Genomic DNA, 15,125 nt, shown 5'->3' with positions numbered 1-15,125 from the left:
CCGGCCGTCGGTCACGGCAGCCCTGGACCGATCAGCCCGGACCACCGGTCCGCGCGGCTACCGCTCCGCGCGGCTACCGGTCCACGCGGCTACCGGTCCACGCGGCCCGCGCGGCCGACCCGGCCCGCACGATCCGCGTCCAGCGACCCCGGATTCCCGTCCTCGCCGTCCTCGCCGTCCTCGCCGTCCTCGTCCAGATCGGTGTCGAGATCGTCGTCGTCGACATCGACGTCGATGTCGTCCACCGCGTCCTCGACATCGTCGATGTCCTCCACGTCGTCCACGTCGTCCACGTCTTCGACGTCGTCGATGTCGCCGGTGTCCTCGACGCCGTCGGCCGCGTCGAGGTCGTCGAGGTCGTCGTCGAACACCGAGCTCACGTCGAAGCGGCAGACCACCCGCTGCGGGTCGAGCTGCTCGAAGGGCGCCTCCAGCCATTCGCCCGGCTCGGCCGGTTCCTCCGCGGCCACCACCCACAGCGTGGAGTCGCCCTCCTCCAGGCCGAACTCCTTGTGCCGGGAGGCGATCTCGTCGGGTTCGAACTCCCCGAACAGCAGGCCCAGCGCCCCGTGGACGGTGCCGGAGGCCCGGCTGTCCGCGTCGGCGCCGCCGGTGTACTCCGCTGCCTCGACCCGCTGGGCCTGCCCCAGCAGCCGCTGCTGGTCCGCCACGGCGTAGTCGCGGCGGATCAGCACGCTCAGCGCGTTCGGTTCCTCCGGACCCGCGTACGGCGGCAGCGAGTCGTCCGCCGCGGGGATCTCGAAGGGGGTGACCTCGTCGTAGCGGTCGTAGAGCAGTTCGTCGTACGCCTCCGCCGCCGCGGCCAGTTGGTTGAACGCCTCGTAGACGGCCGGGTCGTCCTCCCCCGTCCTGCGTTCGACCGCGGCCAGGTGGCGGTCGAGCGCGGTCTTGACCGCCTCGGCGGCGGCGCGTACCTCGGCAGCGGTGGGCTGCGCAGCATCAGACATAGAGCAGACGCTATCCGTACCGGGCCCCAGCCCGCACAATAGATGCGATGCCGGAATACGAATTTGTCGACGTGTACGTACCGCGCGGGGTCTCCCGCAAGGAGGCGACACGTCTGCTGACGGACCATGCCGAGTACGGACACTGGGAGCTGCACCGCCTGAGCCTGCTGCGCGACGGCAGCCGTAGGGTGCGCCTGCGCCGCCGGATCATCCGCCAGGCGCGTGCCACGTGGTGAGCTGAACACGACAGAGACGGAGCGGGTCCCGTGGCGGCGGGGCCCGCTCCGCCGTTGAGGGCGCCGAAGGCGCGTGGCCGGTTGCACCCGGGCGCGTGGCCGGTTACGCCGAGGCGCGCGCCTTGCGGTAGAGCACCGCGCCCGCGAGCAGGGTGCCCGCGCCGGCCGGCAGGGCGAGGCCCAGGGGCAGCTCACTGCCGGTCTGCGCGAGCTGCGCCGAGTGGGCGGGCTGCGCGGCGTGGGCGGGCTGCCGCGCGGACGCGTGGCCGGCCGGGGTGACCCGTTCCGGGGTGGACGGCGCGCCCTCGGATCCGGCCGGAGCGGAGTCGGCCGGCTTGCCGGGCTTCTGGGTGCCGGGGTCGCCGGGGGTCCGGTCGCCGGGAGGCGTGCCGTAGTCGTGGCCGGTGGGGGCGCTGTCGTCGGCGCAGTGGTTGCCCGTCGTCGGGTTGAGGGCGCCGACGACGTCGACGCTGTTGCCGCAGACGTTCACCGGCACGTGGATCGGCGCCTCGACGTGGTTGCCGGAGGCGACACCGGGCGAGTGGGCGGTGTGGCCGCCCGCGTGTGCGCCGCCCGAGCCGCTGTGCGCTCCGGAGCCGCCCTGGTCGCCGCCGTGGCCGCCGTGCTTGCCCCCGCCGTGCTCGCCGCCGCCCGTGTGCCGGCCTCCGCCGCCGTGGTCGGCGCTCCGGTTGGCGCAGGAGTTGCCGATGGCCGGGTTGAGGATGCCGACGACGTCGACGGTGTTGCCGCAGACGTTCACCGGCACGTCCACCGGCGCCTGGACCGTGTTGCCGGACGCGACGCCGGGCGAGTGGGAGGCGGCCCCGTGTGCGCCGGAGTCGGCGTGGGCGTAGCCGCCGGCGGCGGCGATCACCCCCGTCGCCGCCGCCACGGTCATCAGGCTCTTGCGGGTGACCTGTCGCATTTGCTGAGTCCCTGCTTTCGATCTCGTCCCGAATTGCTCGCATCATTCCAGGGACGCGATCGCCTCGGGTTCTTCGAACTTCTTCGGCTTTTCCTTCGACGTCCGCGCGGAGGGGCGCGAAAAAGACCGGTCGGGGGCGGGGGGCGGGGGGGGGGGGGCCCGGCCCCCCGGGGGGGGGGCCCCCCCCCCCCCCGGGGGGGGGCCCTGTTTTAGCAGGAGTTTGCCACAGCGGGGTTGAGCACGCCCCACCCCGCTAGCGCCGGGGTTTCTGCCAACTTTTTGGTCTTTCCGGACCCCGGCCGGGGGGGGGGGCGCAAAAAACCCGGGGGGGCCCGGGCGGGGGGGGGGCGCGCCCGGCCCCCGACGGTGTGGACGACGACCCCTCAGCGGGTCGGCGTCACTTGTTGACGCAGTAGTTGCCGAAGGCGGGGTTCAGCAGGCCGATCACGGAGATCGTGTTGCCGCAGGCGTTCACGGGGACGTGCACGGGCACCTGGATCACGTTGCCGGACGCGACGCCCGGGGAGTGCACCGCGGCACCCTGGGCACCGGAGTCGGCGACGGCCAGGCCCGCGCCCGCGAGGACCAGCCCACCGGTGGCAGCCGCGACGGCGACGACCTTCTTGATCATTATTCCTCCTAGTTGACAAAAGCGATCCCCATCAGCGGATCGCATCACCAGTAACGAGGAGGAATTAATGAGGCTACGCGCTTATCGGCGCATTCACTCTTCCCAGTCACGTCCGTACAGGCGCACGATTAGCCAATTCTCGTTCCGCCGGGACAATGAGACAATTCAGGACGCGTCGATGAAACGGTCCAGCACGCGCACCCCGAACTGGAGCCCGTCCACCGGCACCCGCTCGTCGACGCCGTGGAACATGCCGGCGAAGTCCAGCTCCGGCGGCAGCTTGAGCGGGGCGAAGCCGAAGCCGCGGATGCCGAGGTCGTCGAAGGATTTGGCGTCCGTCCCGCCGGAGAGCATGTAGGGGATGGCCTTGGCGGTCGGGTCCTCGGCGAGCAGCGCCGACTGCATCGCCTCCACCAGCGCCCCGTCGAACGACGTCTCCACGGCCTTGTCGGCGTGCACGTCCTCCCGCCGCACCTTCGGCCCGAGGATCCGGTCGAGGTCGGCGAGGAACTCCTCCTCGTGCCCCGGCAGGAAGCGCCCGTCGACGTGGGCGGTGGCCTCGCCCGGGATGACGTTGACCTTGTAGCCGGCGCCGAGCTGGGTCGGGTTGGCGGTGTTGCTGAGGGTGGCTCCGATCAGCTTGGCGATGCCGCCGAGCCGGGCGAGGGTGGACTCCATGTCCTCCGGGTCCAGTTCGATGCCGAGCGCGTCCCCGAGTTCGTCGAGGAAGGCCCGGGTGGTCTTGGTGACCCGGACGGGGAACGTGTGGCGGCCCAGCCGCGCGACCGCCTCCGACAGCTCGGTGATCGCGTTGTCCCGGTGGATCATCGAACCGTGCCCGGCGGTGCCGGCGACGGTCAGCTTCATCCAGTGCATGCCCTTCTCGGCCGTCTGGATCAGGTAGAGCCGCCGCTGCTCGCTCACGGTGAAGGAGAACCCGCCCACCTCGCTGATCGCCTCGGTGACGCCCTCGAACAGCTCGGGGTGGTGGTCGACGAGGTACCGGGCGCCGTACGTGCCGCCCGCCTCCTCGTCGGCGAGGAACGCGAGCACGATGTCGCGCGGGGGCCTGCGCCCGGTGCGCAGCCGGTCGCGGACGACCGCCAGGGTCATCGCGTCCATGTCCTTCATGTCGACGGCGCCCCGCCCCCACACGCACCCGTCGGCGACCTCGCCGGAGAACGGGCCGTGGGTCCAGTCGGCCGCGTTGGCCGGTACGACGTCGAGGTGGCCGTGGATCAGCAGCGCGGGCCGGGACGGGTCCTCGCCCTCGATGCGGGCCACGGTGGAGGCCCGGCCCGGGTGCGACTCGAAGATCCTCGGCTCCAGCCCCACCTCGGCGAGCTTCTCGGCGACGTACTCGGCCGCCTTGCGCTCACCCGGTCCCGAGTGGTCGCCGTAGTTGCTGGTGTCGAACCGGATCAGCTCACGGCAGAGGTCCACGACCTCGTCCTCGCCGGTGACGCCCCTGGCCGTGTCGTCCGTCGCGCTCACGCTGATTCCTCCCGCTGTCGCTGCTGTGGGTCCCCCTCATCCTCCCCCCGCCCGCCGTCCGCGCCCAAGGGCGGACCCGGTCCGTCACACCCCGTTCACGACCGCGCCCCGGCGGCCGGCGGGCCACCTGTGATCGAGCACCCTCGAAAGCCTGGTAATGTTTACGACGTCGCCGCGGGGGAAACCCCGCACGACAGACACCTTGTCCGGGTGGCGGAATGGCAGACGCGCTAGCTTGAGGTGCTAGTGCCCTTTATCGGGCGTGGGGGTTCAAGTCCCCCCTCGGACACACGGAAGAGTGAGGGCCGCGACCGTCAGGTCGCGGCCCTCACTCGTGTCCGCGTGCCGGTCCGGCCGTCCCGCACAATGGTGACCATGACCAGCCGTTCCTGCCCTTGCGGGCTGTCCGGGCCGTACGCGCGGTGCTGCGGCCGCTTCCACTCCGGCGACGCCGCCGCACCGACCGCCGAGACGCTGATGCGCTCGCGGTACAGCGCCTTCGTGCAGGGGGACGCCGGCTACCTGCTGCGGACCTGGCATCCGCGGACCCGGCCCGAGCGGCTCGACCTCGATCCTCGGATGCGGTGGACCGGGCTGGAGATCCTCGACACGGTGGACGGATCCGCCTTCCACACCACGGGCGTCGTGGAGTTCCGGGCCTCCTACCGGGGCGGCTCCCTGCGCGAACGGAGCCGCTTCGAGCGGGTCGACGGGGGCTGGGTGTACGTCGACGGGGAGTTCCCGGAGTAACGGGTCGCCGGGGCCGGTCACGGCGCCAGGATGTCCAGCTCCTGGAGCGCGCCCGCGGTGATCTCCCGGGTCAGCTTCTCCGCGCGGTCCGCGTCGCCCTCGCGGACCGCCTCCGCGAGCTGGACGTGCAGGGTGACGGCGGCCGGATCGGGGTCCTCGAACATGACCTCGTGGTGGGTGCGGCCGGAGAGGACCTCGGCGACGACGTCGCCGAGGCGGGCGAACATCTCGTTGCCGGAGGCCGCGAGGATCACCCGGTGGAAGGCCACGTCGTGGAAGAGGTACGCCTCCAGCCGGTGGCCGCGCGAATTGGCCACCATGCCGAGGGCGCACTCGGTCAGCTCGGCGCACTGCCCCGCCGTGGCGTTCCGCGCCGCCAGCCCGGCGGCCACCGGCTCGATCGCCGAGCGCAGCACGGTCAGCGAGCGCAGCTGCCGGGGGCGGTCGGCGCCCGCCAGACGCCAGCGGATGACCTGGGGGTCGTAGACGTTCCACTCGGCCTTCGGGCGCACCGTCACGCCCACCCTGCGGCGGGACTCGACGAGGTGCATGGACTCCAGGACGCGGACCGCCTCCCGCATCACCGAGCGGGAGACGTCGAAGCGCTGGGCCAGCTCGTCGGTGCGCAGGACGCTGCCCGGAGGGTACTCGCCCGCAGTGATCGCGGGGCCGAGGGTGTCCAGTACTTGGCCGTGCAGACCCCGGCCCGGAGTGGTCATGCACTCAGCGTACGGGGTACGTCACGGCGTCAAAAAGTCAGACTTATTTGTCACAGACTCTTGAATTCGTCGTACCTAATGGGTTTCAGTGTCGTCGACATCAGGTGTCGAGGAAGACAGCGAGGCAGAGATGCGAACCCCCCACGTCGTCGCGGTGATGGGCGTCGCCGGTACGGGCAAGACCACGATCGGTCCGCTGCTCGCCGCCCGGCTGGGCGTCCCGTACGCCGAGGGCGACGACTTCCACCCGCAGGCCAACATCGCGAAGATGTCGGCCGGCACCCCGCTCGACGACGACGACAGGTGGCCCTGGCTCGACGCCATCGGCACCTGGGCGCACGGGCGGGCCGGGCTCGGCGGGGTGGTCAGCTGCTCGGCGCTGAAGCGGTCCTACCGGGACCGGCTGCGGGCCGTCGCGCCCGACCTGGTCTTCGTCCACCTGGCGGGCTCCCGCGCACTCATCGAGGAGCGGATGGCGCAGCGGCAGGGGCACTTCATGCCGACCGCGCTGCTCGACTCCCAGTTCGCCACGCTCCAGCCGCTCCAGGAGGACGAGGCCGGTGTCGTCGTGGACGTGACGGGCAGTCCCGAGGAGATCAGCCGACGGGCCATGGAGGCCCTGACGGTGCTCCCCGAACCGGCCGCGTAGACCGGCCTCGCGGACCAGCGTCGTAGACCCGCCTCGCGGACCAGCGTCGCGAACCGGCCTCATGGGCCGGCCCGGCTGCCGGCCGCTCGGTCCGCCTGCGCGGACCGGCCGCGCCGTCCGCGTGGACCGGCCTCGCGGACCGGCCGCTGGAGCGAGCCCTTCCTCTCCCCCCTCCCCTCCCCCATCCCCCGTATCAGTAAGGGACCCCCCTGTGACCCCCGTGACCAGACTCAGCGTCGAGATGCTGGCAGCGGACACCGTCGAGCCGATCACCTCGGCCGGCCACGCCCAGCTGGGCATCGCCGTGCTGGCCGGTATCGCCGTCATCGTCCTGCTCATCACCAAGTTCAAGCTGCACGCCTTCCTGGCGCTCACCATCGGCTCGCTCGCGCTGGGCGCGTTCGCCGGGGCTCCGCTCGACAAGGCCATCACCAGCTTCACCACCGGCCTGGGTTCCACGGTCGCCGGGGTGGGCGTGCTGATCGCGCTGGGCGCGATCCTCGGCAAGCTGCTCGCCGACTCCGGCGGCGCCGACCAGATCGTGGACACGATCCTCGCCAAGGCGGGCGGCCGTTCGATGCCGTGGGCGATGGTGCTGATCGCCTCCGTGATCGGTCTGCCGCTCTTCTTCGAGGTCGGGGTCGTGCTGCTGATCCCGGTCGTGCTCATGGTCGCCAAGCGCGGCAACTTCTCGCTCATGCGGATCGGCATCCCGGCGCTCGCCGGTCTGTCGGTGATGCACGGCCTGGTCCCGCCGCACCCGGGCCCGCTCGTGGCGATCGACGCCGTCCAGGCCAACCTCGGTGTCACGCTCGCGCTGGGCGTCCTGATCGCCGTCCCGACCGTGGTCGTCGCCGGTCCGCTGTTCTCCCGGTTCGCCGCCCGCTGGGTGGACGTGCCCGCGCCGGAGCGCATGATCCCGCAGCGTCCCTCGGAGGAGCTGGAGCGCCGTCCGGGCTTCGGCGCCACGCTGCTGACCATCCTGCTGCCGGTCGTGCTGATGCTGGCCAAGGCGCTGGTCGACATCGTCGTGGACGACCCCGAGCACTCCGTGCAGCGCGTCTTCGACGTCGTCGGCTCCCCGCTCATCGCCCTGCTGGCCGCCGTGATCGTCGGCATGTTCACCCTGGGCCGGCCCGCCGGGTTCTCCAGGGAGCGGCTCTCGCAGCTCGTCGAGAAGGGCCTCGCGCCGATCGCGGGCATCCTGCTGATCGTCGGCGCGGGCGGCGGCTTCAAGCAGACGCTGATCGACTCCGGCGTGGGACAGATGGTCCTGGAGATCTCCGAGGACTGGTCGATCCCGGCGCTGCTGCTGGCCTGGCTGATCGCGGTGGTGATCCGGCTGGCGACCGGCTCGGCGACGGTGGCGACGGTGTCGGCGGCCGGTCTGGTCGCTCCCCTCGCGGCCGACATGTCGACCACCCACACGGCCCTGCTGGTCCTGGCCATCGGTGCCGGCTCCCTCTTCTTCAGCCATGTCAACGACGCCGGTTTCTGGCTGGTGAAGGAGTACTTCGGGCTGAGCATCGGCCAGACGGTGAAGACCTGGTCCGTGATGGAGACGATCATCTCGGTCGTGGCCGGCGGTCTGGTCCTGCTGCTGTCGCTGGTCATATAGGGGGACGGCGCCGCGCCACCGGGCTCCGGCGCCTCCTCTCCCAGGGCGGTTCTCCGATGCGGTGCACAGGTGCGCGGTGTGAAGGTGCGGTGCACAGGTGCGGTACGGACCTTTCGTCGCGGGGTTCCGGCAGCCGGGGGGACGGCTCATCATGAAGGGACCGACGACGGGGGGCGTCATGGCGATCTCGCTCGGCACGCGCGTCTCGGCCGTGCTCGTCGCGGGCGCCGTGGCGATCGTGACGGCGGCCGTGTACGAGGGCGACGGGCATGCCGGTGCGCCCCCGCACGGTGGCGTCGGCAGCGCGCCGGGCGACACGGCCCGGCCCGGACCGGCGTCGCCGCGGGGGCGGGTGCCCGGGAGCCTCACGCCCGCCGCGAGCGCACTGGGCTCCGCGGAGACGGACGGGACCGCGGCGCCGGAGCCGGAGGGTCCTGCCGGCCCGGCGGCCGGCACGGCTCCTTCGCCCGCTCCCTCCCCTGACACGACCGCCCGCCGCCCGGTGGCCACCGTGACCTGGCTGCCGCCCGGGCCCCCCTCCCCCGATGCCGACCGCCGGCCGGATCCGGCGTCCGTGTACGACCTCCTGCGCGCGCCCGACCGGTGCGCGGACGCCCTCCGTGCGATCCCCGCCGCCCCGGCGGCCGGCGACTGGACGGTGCTGCGCGGACTGGCCCACGCCTGCCTCGCCGTGCAGGGCCGGGGCGGCAGCTGGAAGGTGGCCGAGCAGGACCACGCGGCCCTCGGCGACGCGGTGAACAGCTGCAAGGGAGCCGCCGCCCGGCGGGTGCTCGCCGCTCTGCTCGCCTTCCACCGGGCCCGTCCCTCGGACACCGCCCGGCCGGCCGACCCCCCGGCGACCGCCGCACCCGCCTGCTCCTACGGCGTCGCCGCGGTCGACGCGGGCGACGACGGCGAGGCACGTCCCGGAGAGACCGTCCGCATAGCGCTGCGCGGCCTCCCTTTCGATCCCGCGGAGCTGGCACGGGCCGGGACGGTCCTCATCGGGGGGCGGCGGGCGGCCGTGTCGGCGGCGGGGGCCGGGTCGGGAGCGACGTCCGGGACAGGGGCGGAGACCGGGGCGGGCTCGGGTGCGATATCGGGCTCGGGCTCGGGTGCGGTATCGGGCTCGGGATCCGGCTCGGGATCGCGGGGTGACCGGCTGGTGCTGGATGTCGTCGTCCCGGCTGTCGGCGACGCCGGGCCGCCGCGGTCCGTCGACGTCGTCGTGCGGTACGCGGCGACGGAGGCGGTGAAGAGGGACGCCTTTCGGCTGGTGGGTCCGGAGGGTGGTGGCCCCACGGGCTCACCCGGACCCGGATCCCCGCAACCGCCGGGCGCCTCGGACGGCTCAGGCTCCGGCTCCGGCGGCCCCGGCCCGCCCCGCTCGGGCGCCGGTGCGCCCGCCGCCTGAGTCCCTCATCCGGGCCACAGCGGATGCTCCCGCCCGGCCCACTCCCGGCTCACCGCCCCGGTCCGCATGCCCCGCCTGGCCTCCGGGTCGCCCAGGGCCATGCCGATGTGGCCGGCGAGGACGATGCCGATGGTCAGGGCCAGCCAGTCGTGGACGAAGGTGGCGCTGGTGCGCCACATGATCGGGGTGAGGTGGGTGAACCACATGAGCAGTCCCGTACCGAGCATCACCAGCGTGGCGCCCGCGATCCAGGCGGCGTAGATCTTCTGCCCGGCGTTGAACTTGCCGGCCGGCCGGGACTCCCGCCGCCGGTCGCGGCGCAGGGCGGCGCGCAGCCAGCGGCGGTCGTGCGGGCCGAAGCGGTTGAGCCGGCCGAGGTCGGCGCGGAAGGCCCGGGACGCCAGACCGGCGAGAACGGGTACGGGCAGGGCGAGGCCGGCCCACTCGTGGACGCGGACCACCAGCTCACGGCGGCCGACGAGTCGCGCGAACTCGGGGACGTAGAGGAAGGAGGCCGTCACCACGCAGACGCCCATCAGCACGGCCGTCGTCCGGTGCACCCACCGTTCGGCCGGGGTGAAGCGGTGGACTCTCGGTTCGGCGGCCGGCGCGGCCGGCGCGGTCTCAGCTCGTGGGGTCATCGTCGCGTCCGTTCGAGCGGCCCACCCAGGCGTCGACGTCGTAGCCGCGCTCCTCCCAGTAGCCGGGGCGCACCGTCTCGGTGACGGTGATGCCGGAGAGCCACTTGGCGGACTTGTAGAAGTACATGGGCGCCACGTAGAGGCGGACGGGGCCGCCGTGGTCGTGGCCCAGGTCCTCGTCCTGCATGCGCAGGGCGACCAGGACGTCGGCGCGGCGGGCCTGGGCGAGGGTGAGGCTCTCGGTGTAGGCGCCGTCGAAGCAGGTGAAGCGGACCGCGCCGGCCGATGCGCGCACTCCGGCCGCGTCGAGCAGCGCGGACAGCCGTACGCCTTCGAAGGGGGTCTCGGGCACCCGCCAGCCGGTGACGCACTGGACGTCCCTGACCAGACGGGTCTGGGGCAGGGCCTTCAGGTCGGCCAGGGTGTAGGCGGCGGGGCGGTCGACGAGGCCGTCGACGGTGAGGCGGTAGGTGTCGGCGTCCTTGCGGGGGACGGAGGACGTCACCGAGTAGTAGCGGAAGCCGCCGCCGTTGGGGAGGAGACCGGTGAGGCCGGTGGGGTCCTTGTCGGCGGCACCGCCGAGGAAGCCCTCCAGGCCGCGCTGGAGGGTGGGAGCGGCGACGACGCCGAGGGCGCCCAGGCCGAGGGTGCCGAGGAAGACGCGGCGGCCGACGGGGGTGCCGCGTTCCTCGGGCTGTTCGGGATGCACGGGTCCATTCGAGCACTCCGGGGCCCGGCGTGGCCAGGGACCGAGGGGGTCGTCGGGGGTTCCGGCGCCATTTCTCACCCGGTGCTCAGAGAACGCCCTGTCCGGAGCGTCCCGGTGCGCGGTCAGCCACCGCCGAGCGCGCCGGCCCGTGCCGCGCGGAAGGCGGCGTACGGGTCGCGGTCCGGGTAGGACCAGGGGGCCGGGGTGGCGTGGTCGCCGATGCGGTGGAACAGGGCGGCCGCCTCGGCGGGCCGCCCTTCGCAGACCTTGGCGTGGGCGAGGTAGTTCAGGTCGACCAGGCGGCGGGGGTGGCCGTCGTGCTCCCACTCCAGCCACCAGTCGAAGGCGGCCTTCATCACGTCCGCGGCCCGGTGGTCGCGCCAGTGCGCGGCGGTGGCCGGGTCGGCGGGGGCGAGGCCGTGGGCGGCCAGGGCGCGGTAGCGCTCGGCGTGCGCGACGACCGGGAGGATCGCCAGCGGGGAGTCGGCGGGCGCCTGCTCGGCGGCCCAGGCGGCGAACTCGTAGACCTCGTGCAGCGGGTCCGGACCGGCTGCCGCACGGCGCTCGGCGAGCAGGGCGACCATCAGGTGGTGGGCGTGGTGGTGGTCGCGGTGGCGGGCGCGGATCTCCTCGAAGATCCGCACGGCGTCGGCGGAGCCCTCGCCCTCCAGCATCAGCAGTCCGAGCCACGGGGTGGGGTCGGCGGGGGCGAGCGCGGCGGCGTCGCGGCAGGCCGCGCGGGCACCCGACGAGTCCTCCCTGCCGCGCAGGGCCCGGCGGACCCGGGCCAGGGCGCGCAGGACGGCCGCGTCGGCCGAGCGGGGCTCGGCGAGCAGCCACGCACCGGCCCAGGCGGCGGCGTACGGTTCGAGGGCGAGGACGGCAACGCGGTGGCCGCGGCGGTCCCAGTCGTCGCCGGTGCGGGCGAGCAGGGAGCGGGCGGCCTGCCAGCGGCCCTGCGCCAGGGCGGAGCGGGCGGCGGCGAGGTCGGTGTCGTCGAGCGCGGCGCCGGGACCGGCGTCGGGCGGGCGGGCCGCGGGCTCGCGGTCCGGGGTCCGATTCGGGGTCCGATTCGGGGCCATCGCTCGGTCCGGGGCTCGGGGCAGATCTCGGTGCGGGTTCAGGTCCGGGTCTCGCTCCGGGTTCAGGTCCGGGGCTCGGTCCGGGTTCAGGTCCGGGGCTCGGTCCGGATTCAGGTCCGGGTCTCGCTCCGGGTTCAGGTCCGGGTCTCGCTCCGGGTTCAGGTCCGGGGCTCGGTCCGGATTCAGGTCTCGATCCAGGTCTCGATCCAGGTCCGGGGCTCCGTCCGGGTTCAGGCCCCGGTCCGGATTCGGATCTCGGTCGAGGGGGAGCGGGGGTGGGGGCACCGCGGGACTTCCTCATGCTCCTCGGTGACGGGCCTGGCAGCGGCCCGCGAGCGGCCGGTGACCCACAGGAAATCCTCAGCTCACGTCCATCGTCAAGGGCCGCGGTCACATGACAGGTGTCAACCTCCTCCGGATTCGGGAGACTTGGCCGCGCCCCGGCCTGGTGGGGCCCGGTGGGGCCGGGTGCGCCCGGCGGCGGTGTGGCGTACGCCATGGCGCCCGCCGTCGGCGTCCCGGAGCATGGCCGTACGGTCGCCCCGCGTTCCCGAGCCCGTGCCGGTTGCGTCGGGTGCCGCGACCGCGCCGGCCGTCCGGTTCCGGCACCGTCCCGGAAGCCGTTTCCGGGCGCTCCCGGGCCTGAGGGGCGCCGGGGGTCTACAGTCGGCCACAACGCACTCCCGTGGCCCGACCCGATGATCGAGGTACGCAGCGTGTCGGTTCTGGTTCTGGTCCTCGCCGTGAGCGCCGCCTGCTGCCTGGGTTTCGGCTTCGTCCTCCAGCAGAGCGCGGCGCAGCAGGCGCCCCTCGGCGACTTCCTCCGGCCCCGGCTGCTGCTCGACCTGATGCGGGTGCCGCGCTGGCTGGGCGGCATAGGGCTGATGGTGGCCGGCATGGTGCTGGGCGCGATCGCGCTGGGCAAGGGCGAGATCTCCCTCGTCGAACCCCTGCTGGCGACGAACCTGCTCTTCGCGCTCGCCCTCTCCCGCCACCGGACCAGACAGCCCGTGGGCCGCCAGGGCTGGGCGGGCCTGGCCCTCCTCGCGGGCGGGGTGAGCGCGTTCCTGCTGGCGGGCGAACCGCACGGCGGCACCGTCGTCACCGACCCGGTGCGGCACTGGCTGATCATCGGCGCGACGGTCGGGCCGGCCCTCCTCCTCACGGCGTACGCCAAGCGCACCCGGCTGTCCTCCGCCCCGGTGCTGCTCTCCCTCGCGGCCGGGCTCCTGTACGGCGTGCAGGACGCCCTGACCCGGGTCAGCGGGAACCGCTTCGCCGAGGCGGGCCTCGTCGGGCTGCTGAGCGGCTGGCAGCCGTACGCCGTGCTGGCCCTCGGGGTGACCGGGCTCGTCCTGGTGCAGAGCGCGTTCGAGACGGGCCCGCTGCGCATGTCGCTGCCCGCGCTGACCGCGGCCCAGCCCCTCGCCGGCATCCTCTGCGGGGTCGGCTTCCTCGGCGACCGGCTGCGCACCGACACCGGCGCGCTGGCGTGGGAGGCGGCGGGCCTCGCGGCGGTCGTCGCGGGCATCGTGCTGCTCGGGCTGCACCCTGCGCTGCCGCAGGGCACCACCGCCCGCGAGCAGGTGAGCGGCCTCCGGTCGCGGTGAGGCCGGGACGGGGTCCGGCCAGGTGACCGGCGCCGTCCGGGGCCTGCTTGGATGGGCGCATGAGCGCTGCTGACGAGATCCTCGACATCGTCGACGAGCACGACCGGGTCGTCGGACGGTCCCCCCGCGGCGAGGCCTACGCGGCCGGTCTGCGCCACCGTTGCGTGTTCGTCCAGGCCCGGGACGCCGACGGCCGGCTCTTCGTCCACCGCCGCACCCCGACCAAGCTGGTCTTCCCCTCCCTGTACGACATGTTCGTCGGCGGGGTGGTCGGCGCGGGAGAGGCGTACGACGACGCGGCCCTGCGGGAGGCCGAGGAGGAACTCGGCGTGAGCGGGCTGCCCCGTCCGGAGTTCCTCTTCAAGTTCCTGTACGACGACGGCCCCGGGCGGTCCTGGTGGTCGGCGGTGTACGAGGTGCGCTGCGAGCTGCCCGTACGGCCTCAGGCGGAGGAGGTCGCCTGGTACGGCTTCCTGCCCGAGGAGGAGGTCGAGCGGCGGCTGTCCGAGTGGGAGTGGGTGCCGGACGGGATGGCGGCGTACGAGCGGCTGAGGGCCCACCGGGCGACGGGCTGAGCGGCGCGGCACCCGGGGCCCGGTGCGCCGGATGCGGGCTCCTGCGCCGTGGGTGCACCGGCAACGCCTGGTCGGCGGGCCCCGGGTAGGGTCCTGAGCGTGATCGACTTCGCGCGGAACGTCCGGTTGTGGTTCGTGCCCGAGAGGGTGCGGCAGGAGGGGCGTACCCCCGACTACCGCTTCTCGCTGGCCAACGAGCGCACCTTCCTGGCGTGGCTGCGGACCGCGCTCGCGCTGATCGGCGGCGGGTTCGCGGTGGACCAGTTCCTGCCCGACCTGCGGTGGGGCTGGCGGGTCGGGTTCGCGCTGGCGCTGCTGGCGGCGGGTGTGCTGTGCTCCCTGCGCGCGGTGAACCACTGGGTGCGGTGCGAACGGGCGATGCGGCGGGGCGAGGACCTGCCGGCGTCCCGGTTCCCCGCGCTGCTCAGTCTCGCCGTCGCGGTGGTGGCCGTCGCGATGGTCGCCGTGGTGCTCCTCGGGTGGGACGGGTGAACGGCGGACGCGACCCCGGGCTCCAGCCCGAGCGGACCCGGCTCGCCTGGCGGCGGACGACGCTGTCGAGCACCGTGGCCGCCGTCCTGGCCATGAAGACCGCGCTGCACGGCGGGCCGTCGGCCGGCGGGATCGTGGTCGGCGCGCTGTGCTGCGGGCTCTGGCTGGCCTTCCTGCTGCTCGCCCACCGCCGGATCCGCGTCCTCGCCGCGGCGCCCGCGCCACCGGCCCTGGCCCCGCGGCAGGCCACGGCGGCGGTCCTGTGCGCGGTGGCGATGGCGGTCTGCGCGGCGGCCCTGGTCGTCGTCTAGGGCGTACCCGGCTTGACCGTCCCGGCGCGAGCGTCCCGACCTGGGCGTCCCGACCTGGGCGTCCCGACCTGGGCGTCCCGACCTGGGCGTCCCGACCTGGGCGTCCCGCCCGGGCATCCCCGGTCGGCCGTCCCGCCTTGGGCGTCCCGGCGTGACCGCCCCGGCACGGACGTCCCGGCCTGCCATCCCCGCGCGGGCGTCCCGCCCAGGCACCCCCGGTCGGCCGTCGCGGCCCAGGGCATCCCGGCCCGACCGCCCCGGCACGGGCGTCCTGCCCAGGCACCCCCGGTCGGCCGCCCCG

17 protein-coding genes and 1 tRNA gene are annotated in these 15,125 nt (G+C 74.0%); 10 read left to right on the top strand and 8 right to left on the bottom strand.

Annotation, left to right across the window (positions count from 1 at the left end):
- Positions 1-89 precede the first annotated feature (89 nt).
- Positions 90-968 (bottom strand): hypothetical protein, encoded by an 879-nt coding sequence (locus ACZ3KJ_RS14710; RefSeq protein WP_467527047.1) that lies wholly within the window; start codon positions 966-968, stop codon positions 90-92.
- A 47-nt stretch (positions 969-1,015) separates the two neighbouring features.
- Here ACZ3KJ_RS14710 and ACZ3KJ_RS14705 point away from each other — a divergent pair, with 47 nt between their 5' ends.
- Positions 1,016-1,204 carry a DUF5703 family protein gene (locus ACZ3KJ_RS14705; RefSeq protein ID WP_385066927.1) on the top strand — a complete coding sequence of 63 codons (189 nt, stop codon included), beginning with the start codon at positions 1,016-1,018 and terminating at the stop codon, positions 1,202-1,204.
- Between the two features lie 103 nt (positions 1,205-1,307).
- Here the strand turns inward: ACZ3KJ_RS14705 and ACZ3KJ_RS14700 are convergent, their stop codons facing one another.
- From ACZ3KJ_RS14700 to ACZ3KJ_RS14690, 3 genes are all read right to left on the bottom strand, one after another.
- On the bottom strand, positions 1,308-2,129 hold the full coding sequence (locus tag ACZ3KJ_RS14700) for a chaplin (protein ID WP_467527045.1): 822 nt from the start codon (positions 2,127-2,129) through the stop codon (positions 1,308-1,310).
- A 397-nt stretch (positions 2,130-2,526) separates the two neighbouring features.
- Entirely contained in the window at positions 2,527-2,760 is a 234-nt protein-coding gene (gene chpH / locus ACZ3KJ_RS14695; protein ID WP_385066921.1) for a chaplin ChpH, read from the bottom strand.
- Between the two features lie 165 nt (positions 2,761-2,925).
- Complete coding sequence (locus tag ACZ3KJ_RS14690; protein ID WP_389519892.1) at positions 2,926-4,254, bottom strand: M20/M25/M40 family metallo-hydrolase; 1,329 nt, start codon at positions 4,252-4,254, stop codon at positions 2,926-2,928.
- A gap of 204 nt (positions 4,255-4,458) precedes the next feature.
- Here ACZ3KJ_RS14690 and ACZ3KJ_RS14685 point away from each other — a divergent pair.
- Positions 4,459-4,543 (top strand) — tRNA-Leu (locus tag ACZ3KJ_RS14685).
- An 86-nt stretch (positions 4,544-4,629) separates the two neighbouring features.
- On the top strand, positions 4,630-5,004 hold the full coding sequence (locus ACZ3KJ_RS14680; protein WP_467527043.1) for a YchJ family protein: 375 nt from the start codon (positions 4,630-4,632) through the stop codon (positions 5,002-5,004).
- A 17-nt stretch (positions 5,005-5,021) separates the two neighbouring features.
- Here ACZ3KJ_RS14680 and ACZ3KJ_RS14675 read toward each other — a convergent pair whose 3' ends face one another.
- Positions 5,022-5,723, bottom strand: a complete 702-nt coding sequence (locus tag ACZ3KJ_RS14675) for a FadR/GntR family transcriptional regulator (protein ID WP_467527041.1) — start codon at positions 5,721-5,723, stop codon at positions 5,022-5,024.
- Between the two features lie 130 nt (positions 5,724-5,853).
- Between ACZ3KJ_RS14675 and ACZ3KJ_RS14670 the strand changes: the two genes are divergently transcribed.
- The 3 genes from ACZ3KJ_RS14670 to ACZ3KJ_RS14660 all read left to right on the top strand — a co-directional run bounded on the left by ACZ3KJ_RS14670 (position 5,854) and on the right by ACZ3KJ_RS14660 (position 9,404).
- A complete protein-coding gene (locus tag ACZ3KJ_RS14670; RefSeq protein ID WP_467527039.1) occupies positions 5,854-6,372 on the top strand; it encodes a gluconokinase in 519 nt (172 codons plus the stop codon).
- Positions 6,373-6,592: 220 nt separating this feature from the next.
- On the top strand, positions 6,593-7,990 hold the full coding sequence (locus ACZ3KJ_RS14665; protein WP_467527038.1) for a GntP family permease: 1,398 nt from the start codon (positions 6,593-6,595) through the stop codon (positions 7,988-7,990).
- 151 nt (positions 7,991-8,141) lie between these two features.
- On the top strand, positions 8,142-9,404 hold the full coding sequence (locus ACZ3KJ_RS14660) for a hypothetical protein (RefSeq protein WP_467527036.1): 1,263 nt from the start codon (positions 8,142-8,144) through the stop codon (positions 9,402-9,404).
- Positions 9,405-9,409: 5 nt separating this feature from the next.
- Here ACZ3KJ_RS14660 and ACZ3KJ_RS14655 read toward each other — a convergent pair whose 3' ends face one another.
- The 3 genes from ACZ3KJ_RS14655 to ACZ3KJ_RS14645 all read right to left on the bottom strand — a co-directional run bounded on the left by ACZ3KJ_RS14655 (position 9,410) and on the right by ACZ3KJ_RS14645 (position 11,836).
- The gene (locus ACZ3KJ_RS14655) at positions 9,410-10,045 is read right to left on the bottom strand and encodes a cytochrome b/b6 domain-containing protein (RefSeq protein WP_467527035.1); all 636 of its coding nucleotides are present in this window, start codon (positions 10,043-10,045) and stop codon (positions 9,410-9,412) included.
- Positions 10,029-10,754: a molybdopterin-dependent oxidoreductase gene (locus ACZ3KJ_RS14650; protein WP_467527033.1), complete on the bottom strand. Its 726-nt coding sequence runs from the start codon at positions 10,752-10,754 to the stop codon at positions 10,029-10,031. Before ACZ3KJ_RS14650 ends, ACZ3KJ_RS14655 begins: the two co-directional genes overlap by 17 nt.
- Positions 10,755-10,876: 122 nt before the next feature.
- A complete protein-coding gene (locus tag ACZ3KJ_RS14645) occupies positions 10,877-11,836 on the bottom strand; it encodes a hypothetical protein (RefSeq protein WP_467527031.1) in 960 nt (319 codons plus the stop codon).
- Between the two features lie 716 nt (positions 11,837-12,552).
- Here ACZ3KJ_RS14645 and ACZ3KJ_RS14640 point away from each other — a divergent pair.
- The 4 genes from ACZ3KJ_RS14640 (at position 12,553) to ACZ3KJ_RS14625 (ending at position 14,824) form a co-directional block, all read left to right on the top strand.
- Complete coding sequence (locus tag ACZ3KJ_RS14640; RefSeq protein WP_467527030.1) at positions 12,553-13,446, top strand: DMT family transporter; 894 nt, start codon at positions 12,553-12,555, stop codon at positions 13,444-13,446.
- 59 nt (positions 13,447-13,505) lie between these two features.
- Complete coding sequence (locus ACZ3KJ_RS14635) at positions 13,506-14,021, top strand: NUDIX hydrolase (protein WP_389519909.1); 516 nt, start codon at positions 13,506-13,508, stop codon at positions 14,019-14,021.
- Positions 14,022-14,120: 99 nt separating this feature from the next.
- Entirely contained in the window at positions 14,121-14,513 is a 393-nt protein-coding gene (locus ACZ3KJ_RS14630) for a YidH family protein (protein ID WP_467527029.1), read from the top strand.
- Entirely contained in the window at positions 14,510-14,824 is a 315-nt protein-coding gene (locus ACZ3KJ_RS14625) for a DUF202 domain-containing protein (protein ID WP_467527028.1), read from the top strand. The genes ACZ3KJ_RS14630 and ACZ3KJ_RS14625 overlap by 4 nt, the downstream gene beginning before the upstream one ends.
- Positions 14,825-15,125: the final 301 nt, after the last annotated feature.

The sequence above is a fragment of the Streptomyces sp. NPDC003248 genome (assembly GCF_055563235.1).
The sequence above is the reverse complement of the archived record's forward strand: the minus strand, read 5'-3'. Positions and strand labels throughout refer to the sequence as shown.